Annotated in this window: 23 protein-coding genes; 12 read left to right on the plus strand and 11 right to left on the minus strand. The window is 70.0% G+C overall.

Annotated elements, in window-relative coordinates:
• Window positions 1–53 precede the first annotated feature (53 nt).
• Entirely contained in the window at window positions 54–902 is an 849-nt protein-coding gene (locus J7I94_RS02985) for a helix-turn-helix transcriptional regulator (protein ID WP_215164978.1), read from the minus strand.
• A 150-nt stretch (window positions 903–1,052) separates the two neighbouring features.
• Between J7I94_RS02985 and J7I94_RS02990 the strand changes: the two genes are divergently transcribed.
• From J7I94_RS02990 to J7I94_RS03000, 3 genes are all read left to right on the plus strand, one after another.
• Entirely contained in the window at window positions 1,053–1,520 is a 468-nt protein-coding gene (locus tag J7I94_RS02990) for an ATP-binding protein (protein WP_215164979.1), read from the plus strand.
• Between the two features lie 174 nt (window positions 1,521–1,694).
• A complete protein-coding gene (locus tag J7I94_RS39180; protein ID WP_306521737.1) occupies window positions 1,695–1,961 on the plus strand; it encodes a hypothetical protein in 267 nt (88 codons plus the stop codon).
• Between the two features lie 16 nt (window positions 1,962–1,977).
• Window positions 1,978–2,880, plus strand: coding sequence for a hypothetical protein (locus J7I94_RS03000; protein WP_215164883.1), 903 nt, complete (start codon window positions 1,978–1,980; stop codon window positions 2,878–2,880).
• Between the two features lie 32 nt (window positions 2,881–2,912).
• Here the strand turns inward: J7I94_RS03000 and J7I94_RS03005 are convergent, their stop codons facing one another.
• From J7I94_RS03005 to J7I94_RS03040, 8 genes are all read right to left on the minus strand, one after another.
• Window positions 2,913–4,025, minus strand: a complete 1,113-nt coding sequence (locus tag J7I94_RS03005) for a hypothetical protein (RefSeq protein ID WP_215164884.1) — start codon at window positions 4,023–4,025, stop codon at window positions 2,913–2,915.
• Window positions 4,026–4,153: 128 nt separating this feature from the next.
• Window positions 4,154–5,107, minus strand: coding sequence for a chlorophyllase (locus tag J7I94_RS03010; RefSeq protein WP_251074578.1), 954 nt, complete (start codon window positions 5,105–5,107; stop codon window positions 4,154–4,156).
• A 147-nt stretch (window positions 5,108–5,254) separates the two neighbouring features.
• Window positions 5,255–6,448 carry an elongation factor Tu gene (tuf, locus tag J7I94_RS03015; protein ID WP_215164886.1) on the minus strand — a complete coding sequence of 398 codons (1,194 nt, stop codon included), beginning with the start codon at window positions 6,446–6,448 and terminating at the stop codon, window positions 5,255–5,257.
• Window positions 6,449–6,637: 189 nt separating this feature from the next.
• Window positions 6,638–8,764, minus strand: a complete 2,127-nt coding sequence (gene fusA / locus J7I94_RS03020) for an elongation factor G (RefSeq protein ID WP_215164887.1) — start codon at window positions 8,762–8,764, stop codon at window positions 6,638–6,640.
• A 39-nt stretch (window positions 8,765–8,803) separates the two neighbouring features.
• Window positions 8,804–9,274 (minus strand): 30S ribosomal protein S7, encoded by a 471-nt coding sequence (rpsG, locus tag J7I94_RS03025; protein WP_003992340.1) that lies wholly within the window; start codon window positions 9,272–9,274, stop codon window positions 8,804–8,806.
• A 2-nt stretch (window positions 9,275–9,276) separates the two neighbouring features.
• Entirely contained in the window at window positions 9,277–9,648 is a 372-nt protein-coding gene (gene rpsL, locus J7I94_RS03030) for a 30S ribosomal protein S12 (RefSeq protein ID WP_003948652.1), read from the minus strand.
• A 286-nt stretch (window positions 9,649–9,934) separates the two neighbouring features.
• Complete coding sequence (locus tag J7I94_RS03035; protein ID WP_374198353.1) at window positions 9,935–10,501, minus strand: DUF1707 and DUF4190 domain-containing protein; 567 nt, start codon at window positions 10,499–10,501, stop codon at window positions 9,935–9,937.
• Window positions 10,502–10,718: 217 nt separating this feature from the next.
• Complete coding sequence (locus J7I94_RS03040) at window positions 10,719–11,165, minus strand: helix-turn-helix transcriptional regulator (protein ID WP_215164888.1); 447 nt, start codon at window positions 11,163–11,165, stop codon at window positions 10,719–10,721.
• A gap of 292 nt (window positions 11,166–11,457) precedes the next feature.
• Here J7I94_RS03040 and J7I94_RS03045 point away from each other — a divergent pair, with 292 nt between their 5' ends.
• The 3 genes from J7I94_RS03045 to J7I94_RS03055 all read left to right on the plus strand — a co-directional run bounded on the left by J7I94_RS03045 (window position 11,458) and on the right by J7I94_RS03055 (window position 12,774).
• Window positions 11,458–11,730 (plus strand): WhiB family transcriptional regulator, encoded by a 273-nt coding sequence (locus J7I94_RS03045; RefSeq protein WP_215164889.1) that lies wholly within the window; start codon window positions 11,458–11,460, stop codon window positions 11,728–11,730.
• Window positions 11,731–11,854: 124 nt separating this feature from the next.
• Window positions 11,855–12,559, plus strand: a complete 705-nt coding sequence (locus tag J7I94_RS03050; RefSeq protein WP_215164981.1) for a hypothetical protein — start codon at window positions 11,855–11,857, stop codon at window positions 12,557–12,559.
• The gene (locus J7I94_RS03055) at window positions 12,556–12,774 is read left to right on the plus strand and encodes a hypothetical protein (protein WP_215164890.1); all 219 of its coding nucleotides are present in this window, start codon (window positions 12,556–12,558) and stop codon (window positions 12,772–12,774) included. The genes J7I94_RS03050 and J7I94_RS03055 overlap by 4 nt, the downstream gene beginning before the upstream one ends.
• 292 nt (window positions 12,775–13,066) lie before the next feature.
• Here J7I94_RS03055 and J7I94_RS03060 read toward each other — a convergent pair whose 3' ends face one another.
• Complete coding sequence (locus J7I94_RS03060; protein WP_251074579.1) at window positions 13,067–13,306, minus strand: hypothetical protein; 240 nt, start codon at window positions 13,304–13,306, stop codon at window positions 13,067–13,069.
• Window positions 13,307–13,528: 222 nt separating this feature from the next.
• On the opposite strand from J7I94_RS03060, the gene J7I94_RS03065 reads away from it, so the two are divergent.
• The 5 genes from J7I94_RS03065 (at window position 13,529) to J7I94_RS03085 (ending at window position 16,382) form a co-directional block, all read left to right on the plus strand.
• Window positions 13,529–13,990 (plus strand): helix-turn-helix transcriptional regulator, encoded by a 462-nt coding sequence (locus J7I94_RS03065; RefSeq protein ID WP_215164891.1) that lies wholly within the window; start codon window positions 13,529–13,531, stop codon window positions 13,988–13,990.
• Window positions 13,991–14,358: 368 nt separating this feature from the next.
• A complete protein-coding gene (locus J7I94_RS03070) occupies window positions 14,359–14,775 on the plus strand; it encodes a hypothetical protein (protein WP_215164892.1) in 417 nt (138 codons plus the stop codon).
• Window positions 14,776–14,933: 158 nt separating this feature from the next.
• Entirely contained in the window at window positions 14,934–15,545 is a 612-nt protein-coding gene (locus J7I94_RS03075) for a phage tail protein (protein WP_215164894.1), read from the plus strand.
• 88 nt (window positions 15,546–15,633) lie between these two features.
• On the plus strand, window positions 15,634–15,924 hold the full coding sequence (locus tag J7I94_RS03080; RefSeq protein WP_190206109.1) for a hypothetical protein: 291 nt from the start codon (window positions 15,634–15,636) through the stop codon (window positions 15,922–15,924).
• A 65-nt stretch (window positions 15,925–15,989) separates the two neighbouring features.
• A complete protein-coding gene (locus J7I94_RS03085; protein WP_215164896.1) occupies window positions 15,990–16,382 on the plus strand; it encodes a hypothetical protein in 393 nt (130 codons plus the stop codon).
• Between the two features lie 7 nt (window positions 16,383–16,389).
• Here J7I94_RS03085 and J7I94_RS03090 read toward each other — a convergent pair whose 3' ends face one another.
• Window positions 16,390–17,256, minus strand: coding sequence for a hypothetical protein (locus tag J7I94_RS03090; protein ID WP_215164897.1), 867 nt, complete (start codon window positions 17,254–17,256; stop codon window positions 16,390–16,392).
• Between the two features lie 376 nt (window positions 17,257–17,632).
• Between J7I94_RS03090 and J7I94_RS03095 the strand changes: the two genes are divergently transcribed.
• A complete protein-coding gene (locus tag J7I94_RS03095) occupies window positions 17,633–17,833 on the plus strand; it encodes a hypothetical protein (RefSeq protein WP_215164898.1) in 201 nt (66 codons plus the stop codon).
• Window positions 17,834–19,055 lie beyond the last annotated feature (1,222 nt).

Genomic DNA, 19,055 nt, shown 5'->3' on the forward strand with positions numbered 1-19,055 from the left:
GCTGCTCTTGAACCACGCCAGCTCAGAGGCGTCTCCGGCGGTGGTCTTGCGGATCATGTCTCTCCCAGCAGTTGTTCGATGAAGACCAGCGACTCCCGCGGAGAGAGCGCCTGGGCTCGGATCGTGCCATACCGCAGCTCCAGGATGCGGAGGTGCTTGGGGTCCGAGGTCGGTCGCCCGTTGAACGCCCCATCGGATCGGCCGACCGCCGACCCGTCCTCGAACTTCAGCAACTCGATCGTGCCGTCCGTCCCGGAGTGAGTCTCGCAGTCCATCGGCATCACCTGAAGCACGACATTGTGCAACTGCCCCACCTCCAGCAGACGTTCGAGCTGCGGACGCCAGACCATTGTGCCTCCGATGGGACGACGCACCACCCCTTCTTCCAGGACGAAGCTGAGCGCGGGAGCGGGTGAACGCTCGAAGACCGCCCGCCGGGCGATCCGCGCGGCCACCATGCGCTCTACGTCGTCCGGTGAGTACGGCGGCTGCGCGGCTCCGATCACAGCTCGCGCATGCTCCGGCGTCTGCAACAACCCGTTGATGCTGTTGCTCTGGTACACGGCGATCTCAACCGCCTTCGCCTCCGCCTGCCCCTGTGCCCGAACCCTCTTCGGGTACCGGACCTTCTTCACGTCCTCCCAGGTCGCGGAAATGAGCCCACCCGCGTTGAGTACTCGATCCGACCTGTCCAGATACGTCTGCCGAGGAATCCGCCGCCCACCCTCGACCTTGTAGACCAGGTCCTCCCCGTACCCGATCGCCGCCCCGAACTCGGCGGCCCCCATCCCCGCAGCCTCCCTCCGCAACTTCAACTGCCGCCCCACCGTCGCAATGACCGCGACCCCCCACTCATCGTCCGGGTCGACCTCCCACCCCGGCTCATCCACCTCGACGGCCATCACGCACCACCCCTTCGCCGAACCCGCAACGTCACCCACCGCCCTACCCCTCCACCCCGCACCGACAGCCCCGGACGCCCAGGACAAGCTCCGGACAGTCACGGCACGCATCCGCAGAGTCACTGTCCACGGTAAGCAAGGAACGCCACGCTGAGTGACGTGAATCAGAAATGCCCCTTCAACGTGCGGCTCTCCTCAACACCCCGAGGTGCCCGCCTCGCCCGTCTCCTGTCGACCGAGCAACTCCGCTCCTGGGGCCTCCCCACCCACCCCGCCGACCTCCTCGTCGCCGAACTGGCGGCCAACGCCGCGACCCACGGCCGAGTCCAGGGCCGCGACTTCCGCCTGGTACTCCACGTCATCGACGGCACCCTCCGCATCGAGGTCACCGACACACAGGGCGACCGCCTCCCCAAACCCCAGGACACGCCGCCGGACGCCGAAACCGGCCGTGGCCTGCTGCTCGTCGACGCGTTGGCCGACCGCTGGGGGGTAGCGGACGACCGCTTCCCGTGCAAGACCGTGTGGGCGGAACTGCGCCTCACGCCACCGGAACCCGATTCTCCGAACTCCGGTGCCGCGAGCGCCCCCGTGGCACCCGCTCACTCGCCCGGGTGAACATCACCGGCCGGGCTGGCGTTCACGTCCCCCAACTGCCCTACGCTCAGCGGCAACAGAACGGCCCCCGCAGGGACGGCAATCCCGGAGCGAGGGCCTCACCACCCAGGAAGAAGAGACCTTCCCGATGGATACCAAAACCCTATCGCGCCTTGCCCTCCCCGCTCCGGCGTGATGCACGAAAACACCCGCCACACCACCCACTTCGTGGTGATCGGCAACCACCTCGCGCAACACAGCGAACTCTCCGGCCTGGCCATCGGCGTGGCCGTCCACATCCAGTCGCTGCCGACCGGCACACCCGCCGCCGACCCGGCCGAACCGGCGGAGGCGGTCCCCCTGCTGCGCGAGATCGCCGTACTGCGCGAGCTCACCGAGGCGGACGGCACCCTCAGCCTCAGCGCCCTGGAAGACCTCCGCCGCACACCCACCCACCCGTAACCCCGCAAGGAACTCCATGGTCAGCTCGTCGCACGAGGCGATGCACCGCGTCTTCCAGGACCACCCGACGCTCTTCTCCCGCGTCTCCCAAGCCCTCGGCGTCCCTCTGCCACCGCCCGTCTCGGTCAGCGTGCTGCCCAACGACGTGACGGAGACGGAGCCCATCGAACGCCGTATCGACACTCTGCTCCGCATCGAGACCCGGCACGACGGGTCCTTCCTGCTCGCCATCGAGGCACAGCGGAAAAAGGACCCGGAGAAATCGGTCAGCTGGAGTTACTACCTCGCCTACCTGCGCAGCAAGTACCGCCTGCCGCCCCTCCTCCTCGTGGTCTGCCAGGACCGCGCCACGGCCGAGTGGGCGGCCCGACCGGAGCCCATCGGGTTCTGCTCATGGCCCTCGCTGACCGTTCGGCCCATCGTCGCCGGCCCCCACAACATGCCGGTGATCACCGACCCGGACCAGGTCCGCGAAGACCTCGCCCTGGCCGCGCTGGCCGCGATCGTCCACGGCGCGAGCCCGGACATCGAGGGCATACTGAAGGCCATGTCGACGGCGCTCATGGACGAACCGGAGCCCGTCAGCATTCCCTTCGTCGAACTCATCTTCCGAGGACTGGGCAAGCTGCCCGCCGCAGAGATCTGGAGCAAACTGGTGGTCGTGGACCTTGATTTCTACCAGTCGGACTTCTTCCAGAAGGCGACCGAGAAAGCGCGCACCGAAGGCCGCGCCGAAGGCCGCGCCGAAGGCGAAACCCAACAGGCGGTCAAGGACGTCCTCGACGTCCTCGCCCAGCGCGGCATCGACGTCCCGCCGGAGGCACGCGAGCGCATCACCCACTGCGGTGATCCCGAGCTGCTGCACACCTGGCTCCTGCGAGCCGTGACCGCGACCTCCCTCGACGAGGTCATCGACTGACAGCTCCCAGAAGCGCGCCCAGCAGGGGAGCGTCAGGTTCTCGTGACCTTCCCGCAGGTCATGTCCCGCTTCCCCGTCAACGGCTCGCTCCGGTCGTACGGATCGACCTCCGGCCCCGTCGCCGGCGAGCCCGTGGCGGACGCGCCCGTGAAGGACGGGTGGAGGTAACCGTCGTACACCTCGCACGCGGTGTTGCCGAAGTCGGCGTAGTACGACTTCGGCAGCAGCCGCCCCTCGGTGGCCTCCCACCGCTCCGGGTCGGCCAGCATCATCGTCACGTCCCGGCGGACGATCGTACGGTCGACGGCCTCGTCGCCCCCGACCCGCTCGACGGCGTAGACGAAGGTGTAGTCGGCGTGCACCTCGACCGAGCCCGGGTCGCCGGCCTCGTACGTCATCTCCCCGCGCACCTTCACCGCGCCCCCGATGACCCTGGCCTCGTCCGGGTCGAACCGGGTGAACAGCGTCAGCGGGTCGTCCTCCCGGCTCGGGTCGCTCAGCGACCGCTCCACCTGGTCCGTCAGGCCGGGACTCTTCGGGTCGAGCAGACCGATCGCCTTCTCCGGGCGCTCACCGCCGAGCACATCCGGGTCGAGGTGGGAGGCGACCAGCAGTTCCTTGGTCATCCGCAGCGCGGACGCCACGTCCGCCTCGCTCATGCCGCCGACCGCCTTCGCCTTCGGCAGCTCGATCCCTTCCGCGCCGTCGGCCCAGCCCAGCGCGGGCGACCCGCGGAACGGCTCCGCGCGGGTGGGCAGCCCGGAGTCCGGGGACTTCGCCTCCGTCGTCCCCGTGTCACCGAAGCGGTCCAGCAGGAGCGAGGGCCGTACGGCCACGACGGCGACGGCCGCGGCGAGCACCACGCCGGCCACGGCGAGGACACGGCGCCGGCGCGTACGCCGGCCGTTCAGCTCGTCCCACGCGGGGCCGGTACGCCACCCGGGCGGGTCGGCCTGCCGGCCCTTCTTCCGCCGCCGGGCGGCTTCCTCCTCCTCCCGCAGCCGCCGCGCCACCATCCGCGCCCGCGCCGAGGGCTCCTCGGGCGGCGCTGCTCCCCCGCCCGGGGAGCCCTCGGCGGCGTCCTTCAGGAACGCCTCCAGCTCGGCGTCGGAAAGGGACGGTTCGTCACCGGACGAGTTACTCACGGTTCACTCACAGGCAAGAGACGGGACATGTCGCGGGACCAGTTTTCCTCCCGGCACTGACAATGCCCATACCTATGCGCGGCCTGTGATCAAATCGGACCCCGCTCGCCCGACTCTCCCCGCTCGCCCTACTCACCCCGCTCGCCCTGCTTGGACGCGACCCGCCCCACCGGCTCGGCCTCCGCCGCCAGCTCGTCGCACGCCGTCTTCCAGGCGCCGTCTCCGGGGACGAGCGCACCGCGCAGGTACGCCGCGGCGAGCCGGGCGACGGCCGCGACCCGCGCCGGGTCCTCGTCCGTCGTCTCCGCGGCGTCGTACCCGGCGATCCCGCCGAGGCCGTGTCCCGCGCCGAACACGGTGAGCAGGGACTTGGGGCCGGGAGCGAGGTGGTAGGGGTCGGCGTGCCAGTCCGGGCCCAGGTCCGTGAAGTGCCGGGAGTCGTCCTCGTCACCGGCGACGACCAGGGCGGGCGTCGTCATCGTGGAGAAGTCGATGGACCGGAAGACCGGGACCGCCTCGGTCATCGGGCCGGTCAGCACGTCCCCGCCCCGGCCGGGCGCGGCCAGCAGCACGCCCGCCTTGATGCGGGGTTCGAGCAGGCTCACCACCCGCCCGTCGTCGGGGTCGGTGGCCCGCGCCCCGAGCAGCAGGCTCGCGGTGTGGCCGCCGAGCGAGTGCCCGGCGACGGCGACCTTGCCGTGGTCGATCCGCCCGGCGAGCCCCGGCACCGCGGCCTCGACCACGTCGAGCCGGTCGAGGACGTGCGTCATGTCCTCGGCACGCGAGCGCCAGAACAGGGACCCGGAGCCGGGTCCGCTGTGCAGGTGGCTCAGCGTCCGGGAGCTGAGGTGGGTGGGCTGCACGACGGCGAAGCCCTGCGCGGCCCAGGCGTGCGCGAGCGGCGCGTAGCCGTTCAGGGAGGAGAGGTGGTTCGAGGGGCCGTGACCGTGCGAGAAGAGGATGACGGGCAGGCCGGCCGCCCCGGTCGCGGGCACGGTGACCCGCACCTGGAGGTCCACGGGACGTCCGGGCACCGGCAGGACGACGGGGCTGTACGAGAGAACAGGGGTCGGTGCGCTCATGATGCGCCCTCCACTAAGCGGAACCATGTTCCGTTACGATACGGAACACCGCTCCGTTCAGTCGACACACCCACACCCGGACACGGCGAAGGGGCCCGCACGACCGAAGTCGTACGGGCCCCTCCGAGCCACTCAGGACAGGTCAGATCACTTGTTGATCTTGGTGACCTGGCCGGCGCCCACGGTCCGGCCACCCTCGCGGATGGCGAACTTCAGGCCCTCTTCCATGGCGACGGGCTGGATGAGCTCCACCTTCATCTCGGTGTTGTCACCCGGCATGACCATCTCGGTGCCCTCGGGGAGGGTCACGACGCCGGTCACGTCCGTCGTACGGAAGTAGAACTGCGGACGGTAGTTGTTGAAGAACGGCGTGTGGCGGCCACCCTCGTCCTTGGACAGGATGTAGGCCTGCGCCTCGAACTCGGTGTGCGGGGTGACCGAGCCCGGCTTGATGATGACCTGGCCGCGCTCGACGTCCTCGCGCTTGATGCCGCGGAGCAGCAGACCGACGTTCTCACCGGCCTGGCCCTCGTCGAGCAGCTTGCGGAACATCTCGATGCCGGTGACCGTGGTGGTGGTCTTGTCCTGCTTGATGCCGATGATGTCGACGGTCTCGTTGACCTTGAGGACACCACGCTCGATGCGGCCGGTGACGACCGTACCGCGACCGGTGATGGTGAAGACGTCCTCGATCGGCATCAGGAACGGCTTGTCGACGTCGCGCTCGGGCTCCGGAATGGACTCGTCCACGGCCTTCATCAGGTCGAGGACGGACTGGCCCCACTCCTTGTCGCCCTCGAGGGCCTTCAGGGCGGAGACCTTGACGACCGGCAGGTCGTCGCCCGGGAACTCGTACTCGGAGAGGAGCTCACGGACCTCGAGCTCGACGAGCTCCAGGATCTCCTCGTCGTCCACCATGTCGGCCTTGTTCAGGGCGACGACGATGTACGGAACGCCGACCTGGCGGGCCAGGAGCACGTGCTCCTTGGTCTGCGGCATCGGGCCGTCGGTGGCGGCGACCACGAGGATGGCGCCGTCCATCTGCGCCGCACCCGTGATCATGTTCTTGATGTAGTCCGCGTGACCGGGGCAGTCGACGTGGGCGTAGTGACGCGTCTCGGTCTGGTACTCGACGTGCGCGATGGAGATGGTGATACCGCGCTGGCGCTCCTCGGGAGCCTTGTCGATCTGGTCGAAGGCCGAGGCCTCGTTCAGGTCCGGGTACGCGTCGTGCAGCACCTTGGTAATGGCGGCCGTGAGGGTCGTCTTACCGTGGTCGATGTGACCGATGGTGCCGATGTTGACGTGCGGCTTAGTCCGCTCGAACTTCGCCTTCGCCACGGGGGTCCTCCTGGAGTGGTTCTGAACGCCTTGCTTCATCGGCGCCAGGTGATCTTTGCTGGATAGCCCGGGCCCGGGGGGCTTTCCGCCGACGGCCCGGCGGGTAGCCGGTTCGCGACGGAATGCCCTGATGCAGGCTCCGGAGTCAAGCCTAAGGCGTGGGAACGTGGTCCGTTAAACGGAGCCTCGTTACTCGCCCTTGGCCTTCGCGATGATCTCCTCGGCGACGTTCCGCGGAACCTCGGCGTAGGAGTCGAACTGCATCGAGTAGCTTGCGCGACCCGACGTCTTGCTGCGGAGGTCGCCGACGTAGCCGAACATCTCCGACAGGGGCACGAGGCCCTTGACGACGCGGGCACCGGCCCGCTCCTCCATGGCCTGGATCTGGCCACGGCGGGAGTTGATGTCGCCGATGACGTCACCCATGTAGTCCTCGGGCGTGGTGACCTCGACGGCCATCATCGGCTCGAGCAGCACGGGGCTCGCCTTGCGCGCGGCCTCCTTGAAGGCCTGCGAACCGGCGATCTTGAACGCCAGCTCGGAGGAGTCGACCTCGTGGTAGGCACCGTCGAGCAGCGTCACGCGGACACCGGTCATCTCGTAACCGGCGAGGATGCCGAACTGCATGGCCTCCTGCGCGCCGGCGTCCACCGAAGGGATGTACTCCTTCGGCACACGGCCACCGGTGACCTTGTTGACGAACTCGTACGAGGCGTCGCCGCCCTCGATCGGCTCGATCGCGATCTGCACCTTGGCGAACTGGCCGGTACCACCGGTCTGCTTCTTGTGCGTGTAGTCGACGCGCTCGACGGCCTTGCGGATCGTCTCACGGTACGCGACCTGCGGCTTGCCGACGTTGGCCTCGACCTTGAACTCGCGCTTCATCCGGTCGACCAGCACCTCGAGGTGAAGCTCGCCCATACCGCCGATGACGGTCTGGCCGGTCTCCTCGTTGGTGGACACCTGGAAGGAGGGGTCCTCCTCCGCGAGACGCTGGATGGCGACACCCAGCTTCTCCTGGTCGCCCTTGGACTTGGGCTCGATCGCGACCTCGATGACCGGCGCCGGGAAGTCCATGGACTCCAGGATCACCGGGTTCTTCTCGTCGGACAGCGTCTCACCGGTGGTGGTCTGCTTGAGACCCATCACCGCGACGATGTCGCCGGCGCCCACCGCGTCGATCTCCTCACGCTTGTTGGCGTGCATGCGGTAGATCTTGCCGATGCGCTCCTTGCGGCCCTTGACGGAGTTCAGCACGGAGGTGCCGGACTCCAGACGGCCGGAGTACACGCGGACGAAGGTGAGCTTGCCGAGGTGCGGGTCGCTCATGATCTTGAACGCCAGCGCCGCGAGCGGCTCGTCGTCCGACGGCTTGCGCGCGATGACCTTCTCCGGGTCCTTCACGTCCTGGCCCTCGATGGCCTCGACGTCCAGGGGGGAGGGGAGGTAGCGCACGACCGCGTCGAGCAGGGGCTGGACGCCCTTGTTCTTGAACGCGGTGCCGCAGAAGACGGGGGTGACGGTGGTGCCCTCACCCTTGCCGGAGGCGATGGTGATACGGCGGATCGCCGCGTACAGCTGCTCCACGGAGGGCTCCTCGCCCTCCAGGTACAGCTCCATCAGCTCTTCGTCGTTCTCGGCGACGGCCTCCAGAAGCTTGCCGCGGTACTCCTCGGCAGCCTCGGTGTGGGTGTCCGGGATATCGACGATGTCGTACATCTCGCCCTTGGTCGCCTCGGCGGACCAGACGAAGGCCTTCATCGTCACGAGGTCGACGACGCCCTTGAAGTCCGCCTCCGCGCCGATCGGCAGCTGCATGACCAGCGGCTGCGCGCCCAGGCGGTCGGAGATCATGTCGACGCAGCGGTGGAACTCGGCACCCGTGCGGTCGAGCTTGTTGACGAAGCAGATGCGCGGGACGCCGTAGCGGTCCGCCTGACGCCACACCGTCTCGGACTGCGGCTCGACACCGGCGACGCCGTCGAACACCGTCACGGCACCGTCGAGCACCCGCAGCGAACGCTCCACCTCGACGGTGAAGTCGACGTGGCCCGGCGTGTCGATGATGTTGATGGTGTGGTCGACGTCTTCCATCTGCCAGTGACAGGTGGTGGCAGCAGAGGTGATCGTGATGCCACGCTCCTGCTCCTGCTCCATCCAGTCCATCGTGGCGGCGCCGTCGTGGACCTCACCGATCTTGTACGACACACCGGTGTAGAACAGGATCCGCTCGGTGGTGGTCGTCTTGCCCGCGTCGATGTGGGCCATGATCCCGATGTTGCGGACCTTGGCCAGGTCAAGTGAAGTGGTAGCCATAAGGCTTCAGTCTTCTCTCGGTCTCGATGGGGGTAGCGACTACCAGCGGTAGTGCGCGAAGGCCTTGTTGGACTCGGCCATCTTGTGCGTGTCCTCGCGCTTCTTGACGGCCGCACCGAGGCCGTTCGAGGCGTCGAGAAGCTCGTTGAGCAGACGCTCGGTCATGGTCTTCTCGCGACGGGCGCGGGAGTAACCGACGAGCCAGCGCAGCGCGAGCGTGTTGGCGCGACCGGGCTTGACCTCGATCGGCACCTGGTACGTGGCGCCACCGACACGGCGGGACTTGACCTCGAGGGTCGGCTTGATGTTCTCCAGCGCGCGCTTCAGCGTGATGATCGGGTCGTTGCCCGTCTTCTCACGCAGACCCTCCATGGCGCCGTAGACGATGCGCTCGGCGGTGGAGCGCTTGCCGTTGAGCAGCACCTTGTTGATCAGGGAGGTCACCAGAGGAGAGCCGTAGACCGGGTCGATGATGACCGGACGCTTCGGGGCGGGGCCCTTACGAGGCATTCTTACTTCTCCTTCTTGGCGCCGTAGCGGCTGCGAGCCTGCTTGCGGTTCTTGACACCCTGGGTGTCGAGGGAGCCGCGGATGATCTTGTAGCGAACACCCGGCAGGTCCTTCACACGGCCGCCGCGCACGAGCACGATGGAGTGCTCCTGCAGGTTGTGCCCCTCACCCGGAATGTAAGCGGTGACCTCGATCCCGCTGGTCAGACGCACACGCGCGACCTTACGCAGGGCCGAGTTCGGCTTCTTCGGGGTGGTCGTGAACACACGCGTGCAGACGCCGCGGCGCTGAGGAGAACCCTCGAGTGCGGGCGTCTTGTTCTTCTCGACCTTGTCCTGCCGGCCCTTTCGGACCAGCTGCTGGATCGTAGGCACTACTTCTCCGGTCTCTTGTGCCGATGGGTACAGCTAACCTGGAACGTCGCCGACCCACGCGGTCGGGTGTGTCGAATCCGGCGGACTCCCGCCGCGAGGCGAAAAGAGCACAGATTACGGTGGCCGCTCGCGGACCCCCGTACGGTTCACAGGCACGCACAGGAGCCAGGGCACACCCCAGGCACAAGGTCTGAGCGTACCTACCGCATTCGCTGTGGTCAAAACAAATGGGCGGCGACCTGCATCGCCATGCGGCCCCTGTCAAGACACCGCACCGAAAACGCGCTCAGCCGGCCGAGACCAGCCCCGCCACGACCAGCAGCAGGACGAAGAACACCCACCCGGCCACCGACAGCCACCCCAGCACCAGCCCGGTCATGGCCAGCCCCTCGCCACGTTCCCCGCTCCGCCGCATCTCGGCCCGCGCCGCATGCCCGAGGATGACCGCGGGCACCCCGCTCAGCCCGGCCGTGGCCACCGTGAGCACCCCGCAGACCAGCGCCCCGACCGCCTTGCCGTTGGTGACCGGCGGAGGCGGCAGAAACGTCGCCGGCACCCCCTGCCCGAGCGGCGCCGGCCCCTGCGGCAGATCAGCGACGAGCAACGCCAGCTCCCCCACGGTCCGCGCCTCGTACGCCCGCGCCACCCGCTTCTCGAACTCGGCGTGCTCCAGCCGCCCCTCCCCGTACCCGGCCCGCAGCACATCGACGGCCCGCTCGCGCTCGGCGTGGGAGGCGAGCATGGACGGCTGCCCCTGGCCCTGGCCCTGACCCTGGCCGTGCCACGGCTGCAGCGGCGGCTGCGGTTGCGGCGTGGGCTGCCAGGGCGGGTACGGCGACGGCGGTTGCGACACGGAGCACCTCCCGAGGGGCGGGGTCTCTCCATGATGCGCTGCCGGAAGGCCGTATGGGAGCGGTACGTCCGGGCTGGACGGAAAAAGACCGAGAAGACGGACGGCGTTCCTGGTGCTCGGCCGGCCGCCACGTGGACGACAGACGCGCACAGCTCAACGCTCGCCCCTTTCCCCAGCCCAGAACACGCCTGCCCGCGCTCCGCGACCCTCGCGGAGGTCAGCCGCGTCGGCTGCGGCGAGTGGGGAACTCACGGTCGGCGGCGGCCGGGAGGAACTGCCCGGCGACGCGCAGGAACATCTCCCGCTGCTCAGCCGGAACGCCGAGGGCCGTGGCGGCCTCCTCCAGGGTGAGCCGTTCCCCGCCGCCGGGCCGGTCAGGGGCGTCCTGGGACGACGGCAGCGGCAGTTCCTCCTCGGTGAGCCGCCCGGAGCGGATCAGCATCTCCCGTACGGGGATGTCGAGGACGCGGGCCAGGCGCCGCATGGTCTCCAGGTCGGGCATGCTCTGGCCCTGCAGGAGCCGGGTGATGGCGGCTCGGTGCACCCCCGCCTCATCGGCCAGGCGCGACTTGCCGCCGCCGCGCGGACTGTCGATGTCGTAGCCCCGCCGACGGATCACCTCTTCGATCCAGGCCGTGAACGCTTCCAGTTCGCTGACTGTCACGGATGCTCGCCTCCCTTCAGAGCGGGCCCAAGGCTATCGCGCTTGCGCGCACGGAATTACAACTTTCGCAGACGCAATGTGGAGATTTCGTCGAGGAAGCGCTACTTCCGGACGCCGCGAGGCGCTACCTCACACCCTCCGTATCCATCCGGAACCACACCGTCAGATTATCGTTGCGAGCTCGCACGCAATCTGTCAGTGTGCCTTCGGCGCCGTTCCCTCGCTCCTCCCCCGCCGCCCGCCACCCCGGCATCCCGCACGCCTCGCACTGCTCGCGTTCCTCGGAGACCTCATGGACCTCGCTCCTCTCACCGCCGTCGACCACAGCTGGACTGCCTCGGCCGCCTGCACCGGGCTGCCGCCCGAGGCGGTCTTCGCCGGTCGCCCCGCCCAGGCCGCCCCGGCCCTCGCCGCCTGCGCCCGTTGTCCGGTCGTACGGCTCTGCGAGGCGACGGTGGCCCCCGCCGACAGCTGGTTCGACGGCGTGTGCGCGGGCCGGCTGTGGCACAACGGCCGCCCGGTCCCGCTGGACCGGGGCGGACGGCGCCGCACGACGGCCGCGTAAGCCGGAGCACTCCTTTTCCCCGATCCCGTACCACCCGCACGAGAAGGGCCACGCCATGACCGAGCACCCGGCCGCACCGGCAGCCGCCACCCCGGACGAGGACGAGAACGAGGCTCGACGGAGCATGCGGGCGCCGGACGACGGCGCCGGTCCCGCGCGGGACGCGGCCCTGTGGGCGACGACCCTGCTGCGCCGATTCCCCGACCTCCTCGACGAGCTGGCTCCGTCGGCAGGCGCCCGTGCCACCACCGCCCGGCGCGCTCCCGGCCCTGCGGAGCGCGCCGCCCTGGCCGCTCTGCTCCGCGAGGAGCGCGCGGAGGCGTTGCGCAACGAGAAGGAGCACGGCCTCGCCGTCCCGGGCCACTCGGCGGCCCCCGTCCGGCTGCACGTGTCGGACGCGCTGCGCGACATCACGGACGGCGTGGTGGAACTGGAGGAGGCCCTGTACGACCGGCTCGGTCTCGGCCGCCCCCGCCGCGCCTCGGTGCCGGAACGGCTGACCCGCATCGGCGGACTGCTCGGCAAGACGGCCGCCGACCCCTTGCTCGCCCGCCACGCGCGCGACGAACTGCGCCGGATGGCCCGCCGCTGCGCCCGCGCCCTGGGCGAGACCGAGACCATGGTCCGGCTGCCCGGCCGCTGCCCGTGGTGCGACTCCGTCTCCCTGCGCGCCTTCCCCGACCGGGACGCCGTGCTGTGCGTCAACCCCGGCTGTCGGTGCGGGAACACGGAGTGCGACTGCGCCACCGACCCGGCCTTCCGCCACCTGTGGGAGCGGGACGCGTGGGAGGCCCTGACGGGTACGCGTTCGGCGGGTGAACGCCGATGACGTCTCGCCCGTACGCCGCCGGCGCCACCCTGGTGACCGGCGTCCTGGCCGCGCAGGAGGCCGGGGTCGTCCCGGCGACGATCCGCAAGTGGGTCCAGCTCGGCCACCTCAGCCCGGCCGGCCGCCAGGGCCGCACCCACCTCTACCGCCTGGAGGACGTCTTCGCCGCCGAACGCACCACCCGGGCCCGTCCACTCCGCGACCGCACCGACTGACCCCACCACCCCGCCACCCCGCGACCCCGCCGCTCCGCCGCTCCGCCGCTCCGCCACTCCGCCACTCCGCCACTCCGCCGCATGACAACGCCCCCGGCTCTCACCAGGACCGGGGGCCATCTCGTCCGGACGGCAACGGGCACCGTCGGGGACCGTCGGGGACCGTCGGGGACCGTCGGGGACCGGCGCCGTGAGCGATCGAGGAGGGTCCGCGGCAGCCAGCGCGCGACGGTCACTTCGCGTGACGTCCACGTAGGTCACGGCGACCGTGGCCCGGCCGCCGGAGGCCCGATCAGCGAGGGCCGGCGTTGACGGCGGAGGAGGACCGGGCCACCAACGCCTCCTGCCACCCCGTCGCGAACCCCCGTACTTCCGCGTCGTCGACGCATCGCGCCCCGAACTCACCCACGACGGCGGCCAGAGTCCGTCCGACCTCACCGGTGTACCGGCCGGCCCGCGCTGATTCCACGGCCACCGCCACCGCGGCGGCCGTCACATCGGCAAGGCGCTCCCGCGGCCCGCCGGTCACCATGCCCCGTCACCGCCGGCAACCGGCCCCCGCCCGCTCATCGTCGTCATGACCTCACCGTCCTGTTCGAAATCCTGTTCGAATTAATCCCCAGCGTAACGCAGAGTCCACACGAACACCCGGCATATGACGGACTGTTGCGATCATCCCCCGTCCCGGGAGCAGGTAATTCCGCGTGCGCAAGCACACTAAACTTCGGGCCACCCCGAAGAGAGCGAGACCGAGATGAACTCCCCCGAGCTGAGCGCCTTCGCCGCGTGGATCGAGGGCCTGATGCGCGACCGCGGATACGACATCGACAGCCCGCGCGGCGGCGGCAAGTCCCGCGTGGCCGACGAAGCGGGGGTGCACCGCACCGCCGTCACCCGGCTGTTCCAGCGGCAGAGCATGCCCGACCTGGAGACGGCCCGGCGGCTCGCGCGCGTCCTGGGGGTCCCGGTCCGCGACATGCTGATCCGCTCAGGGCGTCTGACGGCGGATGAACTGGTCGAAACGCGCAGCAGCCCGGCCTTCGGCCCCGACGCCACGGTCGCCGCTCCCCGGCCGACACTGGAGGAGGTCGCCGATCTCCTGGGAGTGCCCGCGGACCGGCGGGAGATGTTCGTACGGGTGGTGGAGCAGTTCCTGCCGACGGAGGGACGGGACGAGGGCGAGGGCGGCGGCCGGCCGGCGCGCGCCTCCATCTGACGTCCACTCTCCCCTCACGCAGGTCTCCCCCTCGCACAGGCGCCCACGGAACCGTGGAGCGCCTTTTCCATTGCACCCCGCCGAGCCCGTCAAGCCCTTGAACCACAACCCATTAGTTGCGCGCTCGCACGCTCCATGTCACAGTTGGTGCAGCGGCGGAGCTGTGCCCGCAGGTTCGGGCAGCAGCGTTCCCGCCGTCCCGCCGGGCTGTAGCGCCGCGCCCCTCCCCCGCCCCTCCGCGCGGCGCTCGCCCGGCGCCTCCGCGGCCCCTCGGCCGCGCCCCGCAGCCTGGCCCCGCACAGCCTCGCCCCACAGCACGTACCCCGCCCCGGCGCCCCGCGCGCCCCGCCGCCCCGAGGTGAACCGGCATGACCACACCCGTCCCGCCCCCGAACGCCTTCATCGAAGTCGAGCGCCTGGTCGTCGAGATCCTGGAGGACGACCCCGCCCTGGCCACCGCGCTCGTCGCGGTCGAACCACCCGCCGGCTTCGACGGCACGGCCGCAGCCGTGCTGGTCAACCGGCGCGGCGGCGCCTGGGTCGGCGAACTGCACGTCGACGAGCCGCTGATCGAGCTGGAGGTGTACGGGCCGGACAAGGCCACCGCGCACACCCTGGCCAACGCGGGCCGACGCGCGCTGCTGGCCGCCGCGGGCCGCACCTTCGGCACGAACGCCGTCACCGACGTCGTCGAACAGGACGGCCCGCGCTGGATGCCCGACTACCTGTACGCCGCGGCCAACCGCTACGTGTGCGTACTGAAGGTCGCGGTCGACGTCTACTGACCACCCCGCGCCCCGCCCCCGCGAGGCGCCCCACCAGCCCGAAGGCCCCGTCACCCGGCGGGGCCTTCGTCGTGTCCGGGCGCCGTCCCGCGCGACCGGACACACCCCCGTATCACCTCTCACCCATCACCCATCACCCATCACCAAGGAGTCCGAGCATGGCAGGCACCAACACCTCCGAAATCCGTATCGCCGGCGTAGGCCGCCTCTTCATCGCCGACGCCGGGACGGCCATCCCGGAGACGTTCACCAGCACCGACACCGCCGGCGACTGGGGCACCGACTGGCAGGACCTCGGCTACACCTCCGGCGACGGCGTCACCTTCAGCAAGAAGGACAAGCTGGAGCCGGTCGACGTCTGGCAGGCCATCAGCCCGGTGCACTTCGTCTACTCCGACCGGGACCTGACGCTGAAGTTCTCGCTGCTCCAGTTCAACGAGGAGACGCTGCCGTTCTTCATGGGCGGCGGCAGCGTCGCCTCAGCGGGCGGCACCACCTCCGCGGGCGTCTACAAGTACAACATCGCGGACCGTCCGTACGCCGACGCCCGCGCCCTCGGCCTGGAGTTCACCGACCGGTCGGACAGCACGGCGGTGACGTACCGCCTCGGCATTCCGCGCGGTCAGGTCACCGCGGCCGACGACATCAAGCTGGCCCGCAAGGCCCCGGCGCAGCTCGGTATCACCTTCACCGCCATGGCCGCCCCGGACGGTTCGCCGCTGGCCAGCTTCGTGATGAAGGACGGCGCGTACGCCGCCTCGGCGGCCTGATCCACCGAGGGGCGGGGCGGCCGACACCGCCCCGCCCCTCTCTCCCCCTCTCTCCCCCTCTCACCCCCTCACTGACGAAGGAGCCTCCGTGTCCCGTTTCGATGTCAACGCGGCCCGCGCCCAGCGCCTCGAAGCCCTCGGCCGTACCTGGTCGTTCGAGCTCGACGGCGAGAGCTTCACCCTGCCCACGGAACTGTCCCGCGCGACCGCGAAGGCGCTGCGCAAGCTCGACGACAACGACGTGGACGGCCTGCTCCGCCTGCTCATGGGCGAGCAGCAGTTCGCCCGCTTCGAGCAGTACGAGGTCACCATGCAGGACATCGCCGCCATCCTGGAGGCCTACGGCAAGGAGACCGGGCTCGGCCTGGGGGAAGGCTGAGCCTCGTCGGGTTCGTCGACGAACACGCCGAGGCTCTCGAAGCGGACCTGCTCCGGCACTACGGGGTGGACCTGCTCGACTGGCACCGCGAACGCCTCTCCAGCCGGCGGCTCGCGGTGCTCATCAAGCACCTGCCGCGGGACAGCGCCCTCAACCGAGACCTGCACGGCGAGGCCGCTGACTGGTCGGTGACGGACCACCTGCTGGCCGCCGCCGTCGACCACCTCGCGGCGGCCAACTGGATGTTCGCCTCCGTCAACTCGGAGGAGGGCGACCAGCCGGAGCCACCGGTTCCGGTGCCGCGTCCGGGAGACGGGGCACAGGACGCGGATGCGGACGGGGAGGGGGACGGGGACGGCAACGCCGGCCCGGCCACGGACACTCAGGCGGCGGGGACCGCGGAGGGAGCCGATCCCCAGGCTCCCTCCCCCGCCGAGCTGGCCCGGTTCTTCGCCTGACCCGGGCTCAGCGGGGGTCGGGCGCCTCCGGCGGTACGCCGCGGCGCCGGCCGTCCGCCCGTCCCTCCAGGTCGTCGGCGAGGGCCCGGGCCCGCTTCGACAGCCGCCGGGAGTCGTCGGTACCGGCCGCGTCCGCCGCGACCTGCCGCCCGCTCGCCGGGTCGTCCGCACGGCGTCCCCTGTCCCGCCCGGCGGTTCCCGGATCGCCGGGCAGGTCCAGCGGGGGCACGCTCGGGCGGCCGTTGCGCCGGACCACCGGCCGATGCTCGGCGGGCGCCGGCCGCTTCTCCCGCACCTCACGTGCGGAGAGGAGCACGTCGGGCGAGGGCACGACGGTCGGACTCCCGGGTCCGTCCCGCCCCTCGTGCTCGTCCCGGTCCCGTTCCCTCCGCGGCTCCGGATCCGGCGAAGGCAGGGACGGCGCAGTCGCCTTGGGTTCCGGCGCCGGCTTCGACACCGGTTGAACGGCACCCCGTTCCGCGCGCGTCATCTCGGCCGGTGCGCGCAGCAGAGGAACGTACGGAAGCTGGATGACGTCGCCGCCCGGACCGTCCTCGGTCCGCCGGGCGCGGTGGGGCCGGCGGCCGGTACGGGCGTCCGCCTGGCCCTGGAGATAGGCGGCGGTGATCCGTTCCTCGTAGGCGCGGCGGATCGCCGGGAACTGCTCGGCGACGACATCGGACCAGCCGGCGCTGTAGGCGGCCGTCTCCCGGCGGTCCAGCTCGGTGCGCGGCAGGGTGAGGAGCTCGCCGGGGTCGTAGCCGAGGCGCAGGACGAGTTCGCAGACGCGGGCTATGAGATGAGGAAGATCGGAGAACTGTTCCAGCCAGTCGACCTCATGATCATTCCGCGCGTTGCTCGCGACGCCGTCCACCCCGCTGGCCTTGCCCTCACTCCGAGTCTCCCCACGCCCCCCAGCGTGCGGATGGCCGCCTGTCACCGTCCACCGTCGCCTGACGAGCCCTCACACTCGCCGACGGAAGAGACGGTTCATACGTTCCCTTACCCGACAGACGAACGGCCGGATCCTACTCGACGCACCCAGCACGAGAGACGGCGCATCCCGCAACACCGCAGGTCCGACGCACCGAATCACGCAAAGACCGGGCCAATCACGGAACGGAACCACCGCATTACTCGTACACTCGTTCGATCCGACTCGCCGGCGCTTCGACCGTCCCGTACGACTCGATCGCCTCGGCGGGACGGCCGCACCACAGCCCAGCGGACAGACCGGAAAGCAGGCCGACATGGCGACTGGCACCAGCAACTCCCCGCACCAGCCGACCGACTCCTACGCCCGCCTCGCCCACCTCCTGCGCACCCCGGCCCCTGACGGCGAGACCCTGGTCGACCGGGTGTACGAGGAGCTGCTCGTCCGGGAGTCCCGCGCTTACGCGGCGGGCTGGTCGGACGCGCTCTCGGGAGCTCGCCGGGCGTCCCGGCCGTAGCCGCCGGCTTGCCCGCTCCCCACCCGCGGCACAGTGACTCCGCGAGTGCACGGTGCGTCGATCGGCGGTACCCGGACAGTCGCAGGACCGCGGCACCCGGGCCGACCGCGCACGCGGCCCTGATCCGCGCCTGACGACCAGCACGGCCATGTTTCCGGTCCTTCCGGACCGGTCTGTCACCTGCCACTCCCGAGGCGGGCCACCAGGGCGAAGACTCCGAGTCTTGCTTTACCTCGCGCGCCGGCGAACGACGCAACAGGCCGCCGTAGCGGCCGACGCGTCAGGCCGGCGCACCAGTGAGGCAGAGCGGCGCCCTCGCGCCGCTCTGCATGAGCCCGCCAACGCCGAGCAGCAGAACAAGACAGCGAGCCGTCCGAGGCTCCAGTACCGGTGCCAAGGCCCGGCCGTCCGGACGACTGCCGGACGGAACACGTGTGGATCTCACGGCGGCACCATGCAACGCTGTTGCCCCGTCGCGCTGTTGCCCCGTCGCGCAGTTGATTCGCCGGCGGCGACCGAATGGGCGAGCGAGGGAGCCACGAGCAATGACCACCCAGGTATAGCCGACAGGCGCGGAAGCGCGGCGAAGTGGAGTCCGGTCCTGACCACGGACCGACGGTGAACTGCTCGCCTTTCGCCTGAAAACGGCAGAAGACGCGGGCCCAGGGCGCCGACGGACTCACTCAGAAACGGCACTACAGCGCTGAAGCAGCGGTCGAACACAGATCACAACAGCCAGAACAAGGTCATCAGCCCCAGGCAAGCAACCGCCACCCCACTCCATCTCGCAACCCCACCAGGATTGGGCGTGTACTCTGGATCTTTTCTCCCCGAATTCCAGATGGCATAGGCACACGTCGGGGGTCGCTCAGTATCCATCTCCCTGCCTCACGCACCTCGCATCGACAGCAGCCACAGAGTGAGCCCTACGAACGCCAAACCGGCGCCAACATCGAATGCCACGAGTTTGGGCCTCGGTACTCCATTGGAGTCCCTCCGGCCCGAGTCCCACATCGCGAAAGCAAAGAAGAAGAATACGCACGCAACCCCCAAAGCCCCCACGGCCATGAAGAAATACCAAATTGCCACGCCCACCCCTTTCACCAGTCGTGAACATTGCCGATGTTACCGAAAGATCGAGACGCAAAGCAAGAGCACACTCTTCACGTCATTAGTCAGCTATGATCCGTTTTGAAGGCTTTTATCACACGCTCGAGATTGC

This window comes from Streptomyces sp. ISL-12, from assembly GCF_018614415.1.
Taxonomy (GTDB): Bacteria; Actinomycetota; Actinomycetes; order Streptomycetales; family Streptomycetaceae; genus Streptomyces.

Coding starts and splice junctions, on each gene's coding strand:
- J7I94_RS03000 (WP_215164883.1), top strand. CDS start 1,978: ATGGTCAGCTCGTCGCACGAGGCGATGCACCGCGTCTTCCAGGACCAC.
- J7I94_RS03010 (WP_251074578.1), bottom strand. CDS start 5,107: ATGAGCGCACCGACCCCTGTTCTCTCGTACAGCCCCGTCGTCCTGCCG.
- J7I94_RS39180 (WP_306521737.1), top strand. CDS start 1,695: ATGCACGAAAACACCCGCCACACCACCCACTTCGTGGTGATCGGCAAC.
- J7I94_RS03095 (WP_215164898.1), top strand. CDS start 17,633: ATGGCGACTGGCACCAGCAACTCCCCGCACCAGCCGACCGACTCCTAC.
- J7I94_RS03060 (WP_251074579.1), bottom strand. CDS start 13,306: ATGGTGACCGGCGGGCCGCGGGAGCGCCTTGCCGATGTGACGGCCGCC.
- J7I94_RS03045 (WP_215164889.1), top strand. CDS start 11,458: ATGGACCTCGCTCCTCTCACCGCCGTCGACCACAGCTGGACTGCCTCG.
- J7I94_RS03050 (WP_215164981.1), top strand. CDS start 11,855: ATGCGGGCGCCGGACGACGGCGCCGGTCCCGCGCGGGACGCGGCCCTG.
- J7I94_RS03055 (WP_215164890.1), top strand. CDS start 12,556: ATGACGTCTCGCCCGTACGCCGCCGGCGCCACCCTGGTGACCGGCGTC.
- J7I94_RS03065 (WP_215164891.1), top strand. CDS start 13,529: ATGAACTCCCCCGAGCTGAGCGCCTTCGCCGCGTGGATCGAGGGCCTG.
- J7I94_RS03075 (WP_215164894.1), top strand. CDS start 14,934: ATGGCAGGCACCAACACCTCCGAAATCCGTATCGCCGGCGTAGGCCGC.
- J7I94_RS02985 (WP_215164978.1), bottom strand. CDS start 902: ATGGCCGTCGAGGTGGATGAGCCGGGGTGGGAGGTCGACCCGGACGAT.
- fusA (WP_215164887.1), bottom strand. CDS start 8,764: ATGGCTACCACTTCACTTGACCTGGCCAAGGTCCGCAACATCGGGATC.
- rpsG (WP_003992340.1), bottom strand. CDS start 9,274: ATGCCTCGTAAGGGCCCCGCCCCGAAGCGTCCGGTCATCATCGACCCG.
- J7I94_RS03070 (WP_215164892.1), top strand. CDS start 14,359: ATGACCACACCCGTCCCGCCCCCGAACGCCTTCATCGAAGTCGAGCGC.